General features: G+C 47.3%; 12 protein-coding genes and 1 other annotated feature. Of the genes, 7 read left to right on the forward strand and 5 right to left on the reverse strand.

Going from position 1 to position 14,129, the window contains the following annotated elements; genetic code table 11:
* Positions 1–77 precede the first annotated feature (77 nt).
* Positions 78–608 carry a PadR family transcriptional regulator gene (locus tag FC26_RS10030; protein ID WP_057780189.1) on the reverse strand — a complete coding sequence of 177 codons (531 nt, stop codon included), beginning with the start codon at positions 606–608 and terminating at the stop codon, positions 78–80.
* Between the two features lie 322 nt (positions 609–930).
* Here FC26_RS10030 and FC26_RS10035 point away from each other — a divergent pair, with 322 nt between their 5' ends.
* The 3 genes from FC26_RS10035 to FC26_RS10050 all read left to right on the forward strand — a co-directional run bounded on the left by FC26_RS10035 (position 931) and on the right by FC26_RS10050 (position 4,434).
* A complete protein-coding gene (locus FC26_RS10035) occupies positions 931–2,373 on the forward strand; it encodes an APC family permease (RefSeq protein WP_057780191.1) in 1,443 nt (480 codons plus the stop codon).
* Position 2,374: 1 nt separating this feature from the next.
* Positions 2,375–3,724 (forward strand): aspartate aminotransferase family protein, encoded by a 1,350-nt coding sequence (locus FC26_RS10040; protein ID WP_057780193.1) that lies wholly within the window; start codon positions 2,375–2,377, stop codon positions 3,722–3,724.
* Positions 3,725–3,891: 167 nt separating this feature from the next.
* Entirely contained in the window at positions 3,892–4,434 is a 543-nt protein-coding gene (locus FC26_RS10050; protein ID WP_057780197.1) for a helix-turn-helix transcriptional regulator, read from the forward strand.
* A gap of 18 nt (positions 4,435–4,452) precedes the next feature.
* Here FC26_RS10050 and FC26_RS10055 read toward each other — a convergent pair whose 3' ends face one another.
* Positions 4,453–5,355, reverse strand: a complete 903-nt coding sequence (locus FC26_RS10055) for a metal ABC transporter solute-binding protein (RefSeq protein WP_057780199.1) — start codon at positions 5,353–5,355, stop codon at positions 4,453–4,455.
* A gap of 143 nt (positions 5,356–5,498) precedes the next feature.
* Positions 5,499–5,738: a binding site (T-box leader), on the forward strand.
* A 137-nt stretch (positions 5,739–5,875) separates the two neighbouring features.
* On the opposite strand from FC26_RS10055, the gene FC26_RS10060 reads away from it, so the two are divergent.
* From FC26_RS10060 to FC26_RS10070, 3 genes are all read left to right on the forward strand, one after another.
* On the forward strand, positions 5,876–6,610 hold the full coding sequence (locus FC26_RS10060) for an isocitrate lyase/phosphoenolpyruvate mutase family protein (protein ID WP_057780201.1): 735 nt from the start codon (positions 5,876–5,878) through the stop codon (positions 6,608–6,610).
* Positions 6,597–7,496 carry an isocitrate lyase/PEP mutase family protein gene (locus tag FC26_RS10065; RefSeq protein WP_057780203.1) on the forward strand — a complete coding sequence of 300 codons (900 nt, stop codon included), beginning with the start codon at positions 6,597–6,599 and terminating at the stop codon, positions 7,494–7,496. The genes FC26_RS10060 and FC26_RS10065 overlap by 14 nt, the downstream gene beginning before the upstream one ends.
* 92 nt (positions 7,497–7,588) lie before the next feature.
* On the forward strand, positions 7,589–8,764 hold the full coding sequence (locus FC26_RS10070) for an MFS transporter (protein ID WP_057780205.1): 1,176 nt from the start codon (positions 7,589–7,591) through the stop codon (positions 8,762–8,764).
* A gap of 49 nt (positions 8,765–8,813) precedes the next feature.
* On the opposite strand, the gene FC26_RS10075 is transcribed toward FC26_RS10070, so the two are convergent.
* From FC26_RS10075 to FC26_RS10085, 3 genes are all read right to left on the reverse strand, one after another.
* Positions 8,814–9,968, reverse strand: a complete 1,155-nt coding sequence (locus FC26_RS10075) for a MalY/PatB family protein (protein WP_057780207.1) — start codon at positions 9,966–9,968, stop codon at positions 8,814–8,816.
* A 149-nt stretch (positions 9,969–10,117) separates the two neighbouring features.
* A complete protein-coding gene (locus tag FC26_RS10080; protein WP_057780209.1) occupies positions 10,118–12,535 on the reverse strand; it encodes a LysM peptidoglycan-binding domain-containing protein in 2,418 nt (805 codons plus the stop codon).
* Positions 12,536–12,801: 266 nt separating this feature from the next.
* The gene (locus tag FC26_RS10085; RefSeq protein ID WP_057780211.1) at positions 12,802–12,990 is read right to left on the reverse strand and encodes an LBP_cg2779 family protein; all 189 of its coding nucleotides are present in this window, start codon (positions 12,988–12,990) and stop codon (positions 12,802–12,804) included.
* Positions 12,991–13,133: 143 nt separating this feature from the next.
* Between FC26_RS10085 and FC26_RS10090 the strand changes: the two genes are divergently transcribed.
* Positions 13,134–13,775: an LVIS_2131 family protein gene (locus FC26_RS10090; RefSeq protein WP_235809505.1), complete on the forward strand. Its 642-nt coding sequence runs from the start codon at positions 13,134–13,136 to the stop codon at positions 13,773–13,775.
* Positions 13,776–14,129 lie beyond the last annotated feature (354 nt).

Below are 14,129 nucleotides of genomic sequence, written 5' to 3' on the forward strand. Positions count from 1 at the left end.
TGATTTCGGCTATTAAAGTTCGGAGACATGAAGAGGCTGGGGGTTCCCCAGCCTCTTCTTTATCGTGTGATGGGCCACTATTCGGGTTGCACGTTGACGTTAATGTCTTCTTGGTAAACTTGAATCCATTTGAGGGTGGTGTTAGCTCGGGCAAGGCGCAATTCGAGTAGTTTATAAGCGTACCGATGACCGCGATGGGAATCGTTTAATAGCGCATGCATTTTGATGTTAATGTCGTTTACAATTTGATGCTGTTCGGCCTGGTATTCGTCTAGTAGTGCGAGTTGGCGACTGGGACTAACATATTGCATGACGTCCAGCTTAATCATAAAAAGATCCTCAGTATGGGCGTTTTCCGGAATGGGTTGTTCCATGAGCTGCTGAAATTGTTTCCGGCCAACTGGCAGAATTTCGTAAACCTTCTTACTATGAATCCCCTGTTCCTTAATCCCGATGTAGTCGGCACGTTGCATTTTATCTAATAGTGGGTAAAGGACGCCGTAGCTGATCTGACGGTGCAAACCTAGTGTGTTTTGGAGATGCGCACGGATTTGATAACCGCTCATAGGGTTGGCCAGTAATTGACCTAAAATAAAGAGTTCGTACATAATTCTCCCCCTGAAATGATGTTTAGCAGTATCGTATATCTAAAAGATACAAAAAGCAATTAAAAAATTTTAAAATAATCTAGGCTTTTAAAAATCGCAGTATGGCAATGATGAAAACGGTTTTAATGATTCTCATAATTACCGGGGATGCCCGTATAATGCAAAAAATTCTGGAATGAATTTGACCGTTTTTTACTATACTGTTAGAATAAATTAATCAGATTTTAATATTTAAAGATCAAAGCCCGAATACATAACTGCGAATTTTAGCTTCATTAAATGTTACACCTAGGGACTTTGCTTCTTACAGGAGGATATGTGTATGGCAAGTTTTAAGGAGAAGATTTTCCGGAAGGAAGATCCGAGTGTCTATGATACCAAAGACGCCCATTTGGTGCGTTCATTGCGGGTGCGTGATTTTCTCGCACTAGGAATTGGGACAATTGTTTCCACTTCTATTTTCACACTGCCAGGGGTTGTGGCCGCACAACATGCTGGTCCAGCCGTTGCTTTGTCATTCTTAGTTGCTGCGATCGTGGCTGGTTTGGTGGCCTTTGCGTACGCTGAAATGTCAGCCGCAATGCCATTTGCCGGTTCAGCTTATTCATGGATTAACGTTATTTTTGGTGAATTCTTCGGTTGGGTCGCTGGTTGGGCCCTTCTTGCCGAATACTTTATTGCCGTGGCCTTTGTTGGGTCTGGATTATCCGCCAACTTTAGAGGATTGATCGCGCCACTTGGGATTACCTTCCCTAAGACCCTTTCAAATGCCTTTGGCGTTGATGGTGGGGTTATCGATATCGTGGCCGCCATTGCGATTATTTTGGTCGCATTGCTCCTTTCACGTGGGGTTACCTCAGCTGCCCGGGTTGAAAACGTCTTGGTTGTGTTAAAGGTGCTCGCCGTTATTGTCTTCTTGATTGTCGGTGCTACTGCTATCAAGGCCAGCAACTACGTTCCATTTATTCCTAAGTATCATGAAACAAGTGCCGGTGCCTTTGGTGGCTGGCAAGGAATCTACGCAGGGGTTTCAGAAATCTTCTTGGCCTATATTGGATTTGATTCAATCGCTGCCAACTCCGCGGAAGCTAAAAATCCGCAAAAGACAATGCCACGTGGGATCTTAGGCTCATTGGTTGTGGCCGTGGTCTTGTTCGTCGGTGTTGCGCTTGTCTTGGTCGGCATGTTCAAGTACTCAGACTACGCTAACAACGCGGAACCTGTTGGTTGGGCCCTTCGTCAGAGTGGTCACGCCGTTGTTGCATCCGTTGTTCAAGCGATTGCCGTTGTCGGAATGTTTACTGCCTTGATCGGGATGACGTTGGCCGGTTCACGGTTGATCTATTCATTCGGTCGTGATGGGTTGCTTCCAAAATGGTTGGGTAAATTGGATGATAAGAAGCGTCCTAACCACGCTTTGACACTTTTGACAGTGATCGCCGTTGTGATTGGGTCTGTCTTCCCATTCGCCTTCTTGGCACAATTGATTTCTGCCGGAACTTTGATCGCCTTTATGTTCGTATCTCTTGGCGTTTATGGCCTCCGTCGTCGTGAAGGGAAAGATATTCAAAATCCAAGTTTCAAGATGCCATTTTACCCCGTATTACCAGCTTTGGGCTTTATTGGTTCATTGATGGTCTTCTGGGGCCTTGGTAACGATGCTAAAATCTATGCCGGCATTTGGTTCATTGTCGGTGTCATTATCTACTTTGCTTATGGTTCTCGTCATTCGTACTTGAATAAAAATAAAAAAGAAGGTAAGTAAAATGGGACAAACCGAAAACGAGCGACTTCTTGCACAGGAAACGCCGGCGTATTCGGATGCTGCGCGGGTCCAGTACTATAAAATTGTCATGAAAAGTGGCAAAGGGGCGACAATTACTGACGCTGATGATCGCACATATATCGATCTGTTGGCCAGTGCGTCGGCCACTAATACTGGGCACAGTCATCCCCATGTGGTGAAAGCCATTCAAGACCAGGCAGCAAAATTAATTGAATATACGCCAGCTTACTTCGCCAACGAACAGGGGGCCAAGCTGGCCCCTCGTTTGACGGCACTCGCCCCCATTAGTGGGGACGTGGAACTGGCCTGGGGCAACTCAGGTTCAGATGCCAACGATGCCATCATCAAGTATTCACGGGCCTATACGGGCCGACAATACGTGGTGAGTTTCACGGGTGCTTATCATGGTTCTACGTACGGATCAATGACCGTTTCCAGCGTTAGCTTGAACATGAGCCGCAAAATGGGCCCGATGTTACCCGGCGTGGTCAAGGTTCCGTATCCAGACCCGTGGCAACGACTGAAGGGGGAAAGCGAAGACGACTTTGTCGAGCGGATGTTTAACGCCTTTAAGTTACCGTTTGAAACGTATCTGCCAGCCGAAGAAACGGCGGTCATTTTGATCGAACCGATCCAAGGAGACGGCGGAATCGTCAAGGCCCCACAGGCCTACATGCAAAAGGTGTATGACTTTGCTCATGAACACGGTATTTTATTTGCCGTCGACGAAGTCAACCAAGGCATGGGGCGGACTGGTAAATGGTGGTCCATCGAAAACTTTGGCTTGGAACCCGACCTAATGTCGGTTGGAAAGTCATTGGCCTCCGGCTTGCCATTGAGTGCCGTGATGGGGCGTGCTGAAATCATGAACTCATTGGGCTCACCCGCTCACGTCTTCACGACGGCCGGGAACCCAGTGAGCTGCGCGTCGGCCAACGCCACGCTGGACGTGATCGAAGACGAGCACCTGCTTGAACGGTCCACGAAATTGGGCAAGCTCGCTGCTGACTTCTTCAATGCGGCCAAGCAACGGTATGCGTTCATTGGTGATGTTCGGATGTATGGTCTGGACGGCGGGATCGATATTATCGATCCTGCAACCGGAAAGGGTGATGATGAAGCGACCACGAAGTTGATCTACCGGGTCTTCGAACTGGGAGCCATTATTATCAGTTTACGGGGCAACGTGCTCCGCTTCCAACCACCGCTGATCATTACCGAAGCACAATTAAATCAAGCATTTAAGATTCTCGATCAAGCTTTTGCAGAGTTGAAGGCTGGCAAACTAAGCCTGCCTGATAACGCTAGTGAAATTGGTTGGGTTAAATAAAACAATTAAAATGCCGCGTTCTAATCCGATGGCTGGATTGGAGCGCGGTATTTTTGTTGTGATTGATGGGTGGATAAAGATCGAAAAGGGCCCATGTCAAAGAGTTTTGCTAGTCAAACTAGCCCGTTGTGGCCTATATTTAAGTCAGAAATGGGGAGGTGGGATTGGTGACAATTAGTGAGCAGTTACGACAGTTACGTCAGCAGCGACAGTGGAATCAAGATACTGTTGCTGAGCGGCTGCATGTTTCACGGCAAACAATTTCCAATTGGGAGAACGATCGTAGTTTACCGGATTTACAAAGTTTACTGTTGTTGGCGGACCTATATCACATTACTTTAGATGATCTCGTACGAGGGGAGTTGAATATGGTGGAATTTAAAAGAACGAAACACCGTTTACTGGGAGATACGTTGGGGACGGTGCTAGCGTTGAGCGTGTTTTTGTTGGCGTCTGTCTTGCAGGAAAGCAATCGGTGGTGGCTGATACTGGGGATACTGGCGTTAATCGTGCAAGGATACTTTGGTTTTCGGAGTCTCCAACTATCACGACGAAAAAACATCTACACTATGGCAGAAATTTTGAACTATCTCAAAACGGGCCAGATCAGGCCTTCCAATCATCGACGGACCCGCATTATTTTGGAAACCGTGGGTGCGCTACTGATTGGAGGCTTGACGGGTGGAATTTTCGCTTGGTTTTGGCTTTAATTTCCTGGGAAATAGTCCTTATTGTAGCTGTTTGATGAGTGCTTGATACTGGTTGTTCATCCACTGGACGTAAGTTTCGTTGGCTGGTTGAGTTTCGGTCACTTTCAGGACGGGAATGTGGTGCTTTTTAGCCATGTGAACGAAGTTAGTGACGGTCGTGCTGGTTACCTGCTTGTTATCGACAAAGAAGCGGATACGCCCCTTTTGAATGCCGGTTTGCATGGCTTCAATTGATTTAACGGAGGGGTCGGTGCCCTTCTCAATGGCATTTTCAAAACCGGGATTGGCGACCTTGAAGCCTATTTTTTGTAACGAATAGTCGAAGATCGGTTCACTGACATAGACTTGTTTGGTCGAACTCTTTTTAGCAATCTGCTGTAACTTAGTAATGTCGTTATCGATGGGTTTCATCGACCGCATATACTTTTGGGCGTTGGCTTCGAAGTATTTTTTGTTTTGTGGTTGCTGTTTGGCGAGTTGCTTGGCAAAGTAGGTCACAAATTTTTTCATCATTGTGGGATTATACCAAATATGAGGATTGACGCCCTTTTTGAGGCCCATCACACGTTCGCCAACCTTGATGTACTGGTGATCATCGGAATTATTGGCGAGTTTATCCATCCACGAATCATAGCCTAAACCGTTGGCGATGATGAAATCAGCACCGCTTACCTTTTTCGCGGTGTTGGTAGTGGGCTCGTAATCGTGAGGATCCATGGAAGGCTTATTAATAATAGAAGTGACGGTGCCCTTGTTACCGACGACCGCTTTAGCAGCCTCACCATAAAAATTAGTGGTGGCCACGATTTTTAATTTACCGTTTTGATGGGTGGCGGTCTGCTGACCGCATCCAGCCAGAACCATCATCAAAATGAGACTGAATAGGAGGGTGATACCACGTTTAAAAAGATGTGTGCGCATAAACTTTGGCCTCTATATCGTAATTATTATCATCTAACCATCGTAACTGATTTTGATGGAATTGTAAATTCAAGAAATTGTTAAACTTTCAGTTGACATAGTTTAAAATGTGCAGTAAATTAGCATTGTATTAAAAAATGATTAGAAAAGCGATGAAGAGCAGGAGTAGGTCAGGTTATCACGACGCAGAGAGTTTTCGGGTGGTGAGAGAAAACGGGTGATGACTGAGCGAAAGTAGGCTTGGAGCTGTAAATGCAATCTGAGTGTTTACTGGGTGCCCCCATTAACAAGGCCAACGACTCCACAGGTGTGGGCTCGTTAAGACTGGCGTTAGCTAGTAAAACCAAGGTGGTACCGTGTATCTCAAGAGATGCGCCCTTCGAAGATGAAAATCTTTGAGGGGCGCTTTTTGGATTCGCTAAAAAAAAGTCCAGATTAGGGTCGGCAATTGCCGCCACAGCACCAATCAATCAGCGCTTTTCGCAAGTTTACCGTGATCGTCAAGAAAGGAAGTTTTATCATGAGTCATTTATTAAACCAATATGCGAGTAACCGTCACTTAATTATGCCAGCCATCGGAGAAGGGATGGCCCTCCGGCTACTAAACCGCAATCAACTAGTCCCCATTTACTTATCGGCGACCTTGGCCACGCAAACGTTGCTCGGAGAAACCAATCAGGGATTACTGACGCTTTCCGAATATGCCAAATTTTTGCGTGACATGCGGTTAACAACGAATTTGCCGTTAATTGCCGACTTACAATCGGGGTTTGGCAACCCACTAAATACATATTATGCCGCCCAAGAGCTAGAGCGTTCCGGCGGGGACGTGTTGTTGCTGAATGATCAGCACTACCCAGCGCACAGTGAGGAACAGCCAGCAACAACGAATTTGGCGGATCTTCTTGGCAAACTACGAGCAGCTCGGGATGCCACCAGCGAAGGAACTGAAATTTGGGTTAAGCTCGAAGGCCTGTGGGAATACGGGCCCACGGATATTTTGAACCGAATGCAGGCCCTCACGAAGGCCGGCGCGGATGCAATCATTATTGATCACTGGCAAGCCGACCAGCTGACCACCATTGCGGCGCAGAAGCGGACGATCCCATTGCTGGCAACGTGGACACCAAGCTGTCAAATGGATGCCCAGATTGATGCCTGGCTGGACACTGGATTATTGATTAGAGAGGCCCAGCGGGCGCAACAAGAAGCCTTAGCCGCATTCATGGGAGGAATCGCTTATGCGCAAAAATGAGTTGATGAGAGAAACGTTCAAAAAAGCCGTGTTTGGGGACCAGATTATTAGAATGGTAGTCGCTCCCGACGCTTTAGCGGCCAAAATTGCGGAAGAAAACGGGGCGGATGCCGTGTTCGCGGCCGGCTATGCCACGAGCGCCTCAACGTTAGCGATGCCGGATCGGGGAATCGCGGACTTCGGTATGATGTTGGAACGGTGTCGTGAAATTATTAATGCCGTTAATATACCGGTGTTTGCGGATGCGGATACTGGCTATGGCGATCTTGAGAACGTTAAGCGAACGGTGCGCAGTTACGAAATGATCGGGGCAGCGGGCATTTTTTTAGAGGATCAGAAGTGGCCGAAGCGGTGTGGGCACATGGCTGGCAAAAGCGTGGAGGCGCCTGAGGTGTTAGAAGCTAAAATTGCTACGGCGGTCGCGACGCGTCAACACGATGATTTTCTGATTATGTCACGGACCGATGCCCGCGCGGTCTACGGGTTGGACGATGCGATTGCCCGTAGCCACCGGTATCAAGACGCGGGGGCCGATATGGTGTTCATTGAAGCCCCCCGCAATCGCGAGGAATTAGTCAGCATTCATGAAGCTTTCCCTACCACGCCGTTAATGGCCAACATGATTGAAGGGGGTGCCACGCCACTGACGCAGACGGCGGACCTGCAACGTCTCGGGTTCCGGATTGTGGTTTACCCAACGGCGATGACGTACGCGCAGACTTATGCGAACGAAGCCTTACTCCAAAGCCTGCAGGAAACCGGCACCACCCAGAAATTTGAAGACCGGATGGTGACATTCTCGCGGTTTAATCATTTTGTGGGCCTAGACGAAGTCAATGCGCGTGAGCAATGCTATACACCCGAAAAGATGAAACAATATCTCTAACTTCCATTAACTGAATTTCGTATTGATTGATCTTCCGTGATAAACCCGATATACTGGCATTTATGAGTTTATTTTAAAAGGGGGGCGCAATTGTGCGTAAAGTAACGAAACGAGCCATCTTGATCTTGGTGTTAAGCGAATTTTTGGTGTGTCTGGGGATTAGTCTGGTTATTCCAGTCATGCCCTTTATCAAAAATGAACTTCACTTAACCGCCACGGATATGGGAATTATGACATCGTTGTTTGCCTTTACACAGTTTGTGGCGTCGCCAATTATTGGGCGGGTGTCGGACCGCCTCGGCCGGAAGCCGGTACTGGTGATTGGGCTGTTCCTATACATGTTGTCGGAATTTCTATTCGCAATCACGAATTACCTCTGGATGTTTAACATTTCGCGGATTGTGGGTGGGCTATCGGCAGCGATGGTTGTGCCAACGGCGATGGCAATGGCGGCGGATATCACGACGCCATTGCAACGGGCCAAAGTTATCGGCTGGTTGTCGGCGGCCTTCAGTGGTGGGCTTATTTTAGGCCCCGGACTGGGGGGCCTGCTAGCTAAAATCGATTACAAGGCGCCGTTTTGGGTGGCCGGAGTAATGGGGCTGCTGAGCATGATTGCGATGGCGATGTTGTTACCGGCCGAAAAAGATCTGGTACACCATCATCAGCAAGATTCGGGGCAACTACCATCCAACTGGCGCGCAGATTTACGCAAAATTTTGACGCGTTCGGCCGTATTGCTCTTCATCATGATTTTAATTTCATCCTTCGGCCTGCAAGGATTTGAAAGCATTTATAGTATTTACGTCAACGAAGTCTTTCAGTTTAGTCTGAATGATATTGCAATTGTCCTGACATTCAACGGGATTATTTCCCTGTTCTTCCAAGTCGTGCTGTTTGACCGACTGGTGATTTGGCTGCAAGAAACGCGGCTAATTCGGTACTGCTTCTTCCTCGGCTTTGCGGGGACGGTTTGGATCATGATGGCACACTCGAAACTCGAGGTCATGATTGCGACCCTAATTGTCTTCACCGCCTTTGATCTACTACGCCCCGCAATTACGACGTTACTCACGAAGATGAGTCCCGACAATCAGGGATTACTGAACGGTCTGAACATGTCTTTGACCAGTGTCGGAAATGTCATTGGGCCAATTATTTCAGGGAGTCTGCTAGATTGGAACTATCACTATCCTTACATGGTGGTGGCCATCTTCTTGCTCCTCTCGTTTGCGACGACGTATAGCATTAAACAACGACGAAATTAAAAAACGATCCCAACAGGGATCGTTTTTTGTATACCCAATATGGGGCCGACTAGCCAAAGACGTGAATGATACGTTCAATGGCAGTCGTCATCTGCGCCGTTTGGGTGGCAAAGTTCAGTCGGAACCAGTGGGCGCCAGCTTCGCCGTATCGCGCACCATCGTTCAATTCTACTTTGGCCTCGTTAACCAACTTATCGGCGATGGTCGCGTCATCTAGGCCGGTGGCGGAAAAGTCGAGCCACATGAGGTAGGTAGCTTGCGGCCACATAGCGGTAATTTTACTCTGCTTGAAGAGGTTGAACGCAGCGTGCCGATTGTGGTCGAGGTAGGTCATCAGGTCATCGTGCCATTGCTCACCGTACGTTAAGGCCGCCGTGGTGGCACGGTAACCAAACGTTGAGACGGTATCATCACCAAATTCGCCACTGATGATGGCTTGAATTTGATCACGCATGGTCGCATCTTTAATCAGCATGTAAGCATTTTTGATGCCGGGCATGTTGAACGTCTTCGTTGCGGCGGTAAGGACGAGTCCGTATTGATCGGCCTCGGGTAAGGTTAGAAATGACGTAAATTCGCGAGGATTATAGACGAGATCTTGGTGAATTTCATCCGCAATGATGCGTGAATTGTAGTGCTTGGCGAGCTCGATGAGGTGGTTCAGGTCCTCTTTAGACCAGACGTGGCCGCTCGGATTTTGCGGGTTACAGATCACCATTAATGGAATCGGTTGGGAATGGAAGACCTTTTCGAGGGCCTCGAAATCAATATGGTACTGGCCATCTTCTTGCAAGCTGAGATCAAACGCCAAGAGGTTACGATGAGCCCCCTTAATGGCGGCGAAGAAGGGATTGTAGACGGGAGTAAATACCAGAACAGATTCTTCGGGCTGGCTCAACGCCCGGATGGCATATGAAAGTCCGGGCAGCACCCCTGTGAGGGGAATGATCTCGTCTTTTTGAAGGGCAATCTGTTGGTGGCGCTGCTGCCAATTAATGATGCTGTTAAAGTAGGCATCGTCGACGGCATCGTAGCCCAGCACGTGGGAGCGGGGGATGAGGTGGTCGAAGATGAAACTGGGCGTTTCGAAATCCATATCCGCAACGGTCATCGCGGTCACGTCATAGTGCTCGGGTTGGTTGGTAATTTGCCATTTAAAACTAGCCGATTGGGCCCGACTAGCGGATCGATCAAAATTAGTCATTTTTATCTGTCTCCTTATTTAGTAAACTGCTTTCATTGAGTATTTATCGTACTACAAAATGGGTGTAGATGCGAAAATTATTCCTCGAAAATCAAAAAACGGCGGTTATCCGAGGTAAGGGGATAACTGCCGTTTCAAATGGGGATAAATTAGAATTTAATGGTTTGGCCCACGTAAATGGTATAAGGACTTGAGATCCCATTTTTAGCAGCTAGGGTTGCCCAACTAAGTCCATGTTGAGCCGCAATCGCTGACAAGGAGTCACCGCTCTTAACCGTGTACGATGATCCCGAAGTGCTCGTCGAAGTCGACGTTTTGACACTACTTGATGATGAGCCGCTGAGCTTAATGGTTTGACCAACGTAGATCGCGTTGGTATTGCTAATGCCATTGGCACTGGCCAGCGCACTTACCGTGGTGCCATATTTCGATGCAATCGCTGAGAGGGTATCACCACTCTTGACGGTGTAAGCCCCACTCGTGCTGGTTGACGTGGTTGTGGTCTTACCAGTTGTCGTTGAGGACGTTGTACTGAGCTTCAGAGTTTGACCGACCAGCAACAGATTAGCGTTACTGAGCTTGTTGATTGAAGTTAAGGTTGCAACGCTCGTCCCATACTTCGACGCAATTGATGACAACGTGTCGCCACTCTTAACGGTGTAAGTCCCCGCATTAGAACTGGTTAACGTGTTAGTCGTTGTGGTTGAGGACGTCGTGGTGCTGCTCAACTTAATGGTTTGACCGACGTAAATTAAGTTGGGATTGCTGAGGTTGTTGATGAAAGTCAACGTGCTCGTCGAGGTCCCGAACTTGTTGGCGATGGATGATAATGAATCACCACTCTTAACGGTGTACGTCGCCGCCGTATTGGTGTTGGTCGTCGTGCTTGTCGTCGTTGACGTTGAAGTCGACGCCTTCAGTTGAAGCACTTGGCCCACCTGAATGAGGTTAGCGTTACTGATTTTGTTGAGCGACGTTAACTGACTGACCGTCGTATTGTGGCTGCTGGCAATGCCAGAGAGAGTATCGCCGCTCTTAACGGTGTAGGTCGTTGCACTGCTGCTTGACGTATTCGTCGAAGTCGATGTATTAGTGTTGGTCGTCGTTGGAGTGGTTGTTGATTTAACCAGTAATTGTTGGCCGACATAAATTTTATTAGGATTACTAATGTTATTCAGTGAGGCAAGCGTTGCCGCCGTTGTGCTGTAACTGGAGGCAATGCCGGAAAGGGTATCACCACTCTTAACAGTGTAGTAAGAAGAACTGCTGGATGAGCCAGTAGTGCCGGTGAACTTGCCGCCACTAGATGACAGGCTGGCTCCCGCAATTGCAATTTGATCTAGCTGCGTCAGGTTGTATGTTTGAATGATATTGTTCAATGAGCTGGCGTAGTGTGGATCAGTTGCGTAACCATCAGCTTGCAAGTCAGCAGTGACGGTGGCGTAGTTTGTGACGCCTAACAGGTTACGATACCGTGAGTTAGAGTATAGGAAGTTACCGTGATCAGCAACACTTTCTGAGTTGTTAGCATAGGCTCTAAATTGCGCGTAAACGGTAATGTAACGACCATTAACGTATTCTTTGGTCGGGTAATTAATGGAATTGCCGTTGTAGGTTCCCTTGATCCCGAAGAGATTGTGGGCCTGAGTTGAAAGAGATGATTTTCCCCAGCCACTTTCGAGAATGGCTTGGGCGACCGTGACGGATGGCAACACGCCATAATTATTCCAACCTTCAATCGCACCCGCTTGGACGCTTTCAATGAATGCTTGAAGCGTGGCGTTCGAACTAAATGTTGGTTGCGCGGCACTGACACTTGCAGCAACGGCAGTAATCGTTTGTGCTTGGCCGGTTTCGGCGTAGACTTGAGCGGCTGCAGATTTAGCCGCTGCAATTACCGTGGCATCTTCGGTCGCTAAGGCATAAACGGTCGCACTTGAGGCAGCCGAACTAGTGGCACTGGCGCTAGTCGCAGCACTTGCAACATCTGATTGTGCGCTTGTGGCTGACGAATCGGCAGCGCTACTGGGTTGTGAAGCAGTGCTCGTCGCTGATGAAGCGATAGTGGCTGAACTGGCGGTTGATTGGCTAGTTTGATTTGTTGCACTAGTGGCGTCACTTGTAGCGCTAGCAGAAGTACTGGTTGAACTTGCAACCTCGCTGGCAGCACTGGCGGTTTCACTGGTTGAACTGGTCAGTGCTGCAGTGGCGGCACTTAATGCAGCATCCGAAACGCTGGTTGCGGTATCACTTGCGGCACTTGAGTCACTCGTGGCACTCGAAGTAGCAACGGTCGTATCGCTCACGGCACTGGAATCAGCGGCACTGGCTACGGTAGACGTGCTAGCACTTAAAACAGCAACGTTACTGTTGTCGGTGGTGTCACTGGTAGTCGACTGAGTGATGTCTGCGGCATCTGATGTTGCTGCGGGGGCATCGTCGGCATGAGCGGCAATCCCAGTGGCCCCTAATCCGATAGAAAAAGCGGCAATACTAGCAAAGACCCACTTGCGGCCTTGTTTATACATTTTGTAATGAAGTTGGTGATCTGTATGATTAGACTGCATTCAATCTCTCTCCTTTTAATGGTAAATCAGCTTAAAATTTTAGCTTTCAATTGATAAGAAAAAATTGCGTTTATTAAGGAATAATTAAGAATTTCAATTAAGTCCTACGATAATCTAAAACGCCTACTGTGTCAACGGTTTGTACAATACAAACACTTGTTTTCATTAAAGTGCTTAAATTCCGTCGAGAGGGTCTTTTGCCCACTAAAAAACGGGAATTCCTGGGAATTCTCGTTTAATTTGTAACTTAATTGTAATAATAAGAATTAAGCGTTTTTCATGAATCTTCTTAGGGCACGAACTTCTTCGTCCGTTGGAGTTGCGGTCATTGCCTTAATGTTGTGGACGCGTTCTACCGAGACCTGACTGCCAAAAGCAACGTCGTTGTCGGCGAGGTGCTTTTTCTTTTCATATTCAATGATTTCTTCAGCTAACTTGCTCAAGTTGTTGTCCAATTCAACCACTCCTTATAAGATATTCTTAAAGTTTGTAAACCTCTGCCACCATTGTAACTTTTTTCGCTAAAATAATCACAGAAATTTCTGTTTTGAAGATTTTATGATGGATTTATGGCATAATTTAGGGAGACATATTAGAGATGGGAGTTAGTGTGATGTTAACAGGTTGGAATTGGATCGGAATCATACTATGGATTATTGCGATTGCGTACTTTGTTTTTGTGATTCACTTTATTCGGGTACGGCAATTAATGTTGATCGTTAAAACTAAAAAAGCATTTGCCTGGAAGAACTTTTTACAGTACGTCGGATTACTGGCAGTTTCGGTAGCAGCCTTTGCAATGATGGCTTATCTGAGCTTTTTCCGTAGTGTTGACTATACGAGTCATCAAGATGTGACGGTTAGCACGACGTACCGGCCACTTGTTTTGACATCGGTGGATAACGATTTTTATTATGCACAGGCACAGCGGCGGACAACGGGGAGCCGTCCCGTGATTTCATATTCGTACTGGGTTAAGGGAAATAAGTACACGGTAAGCGGGCATAATTCCGCGGTGGCCGTTGGCGCTAACCCAATGAGTATGTCGGCTTCGGCTTACCCATGGAGCAAAAAGCAACTTGCCAAGGAAGATAAAGAAAACGGTAAGGCATTCGCAGCCGAAATGACCATTCACTACAAAAAGAGCTTCATTAATGGTCTAGGGGTTCGAAGTGGGCGGGTAGCCGATCAATATACCTTGATTCGGGTACCGGCAGCCAGCTTTGTGGATCAAAAATAAGAAACCAACTGCGTGACACCAGTTAAATTTAAATTAGCTTAAGCAAGCGAGACAAAAACGATCAATTTTGTCTTGCTTGCTTTTTTTGACGGCAAAATTAACAAAAGATAAATAATTTTTGGCTAGAATTGCTAATGCCGATCGGCAGCATTTTTTCTATACTGATGATCAAGTTGTGAGGGACAGGCGGCTGATCAGTACCAATGAATTGACCGGAATTAGCGGGTAAAAGCCGAATTTTAACGGGCTGATGTTATATTTAATAACATATAGAAAGGGGTTTCGCAAACTTTTAGTGGATTTTTTTGAAAAATAGGTTAAAAAGCATTGACACACGATCCATATGATGTTAGA

It is taken from the genome of Paucilactobacillus vaccinostercus DSM 20634 (assembly GCF_001436295.1).
In the GTDB taxonomy this organism is placed as follows: Bacteria; Bacillota; Bacilli; order Lactobacillales; family Lactobacillaceae; genus Paucilactobacillus; species Paucilactobacillus vaccinostercus.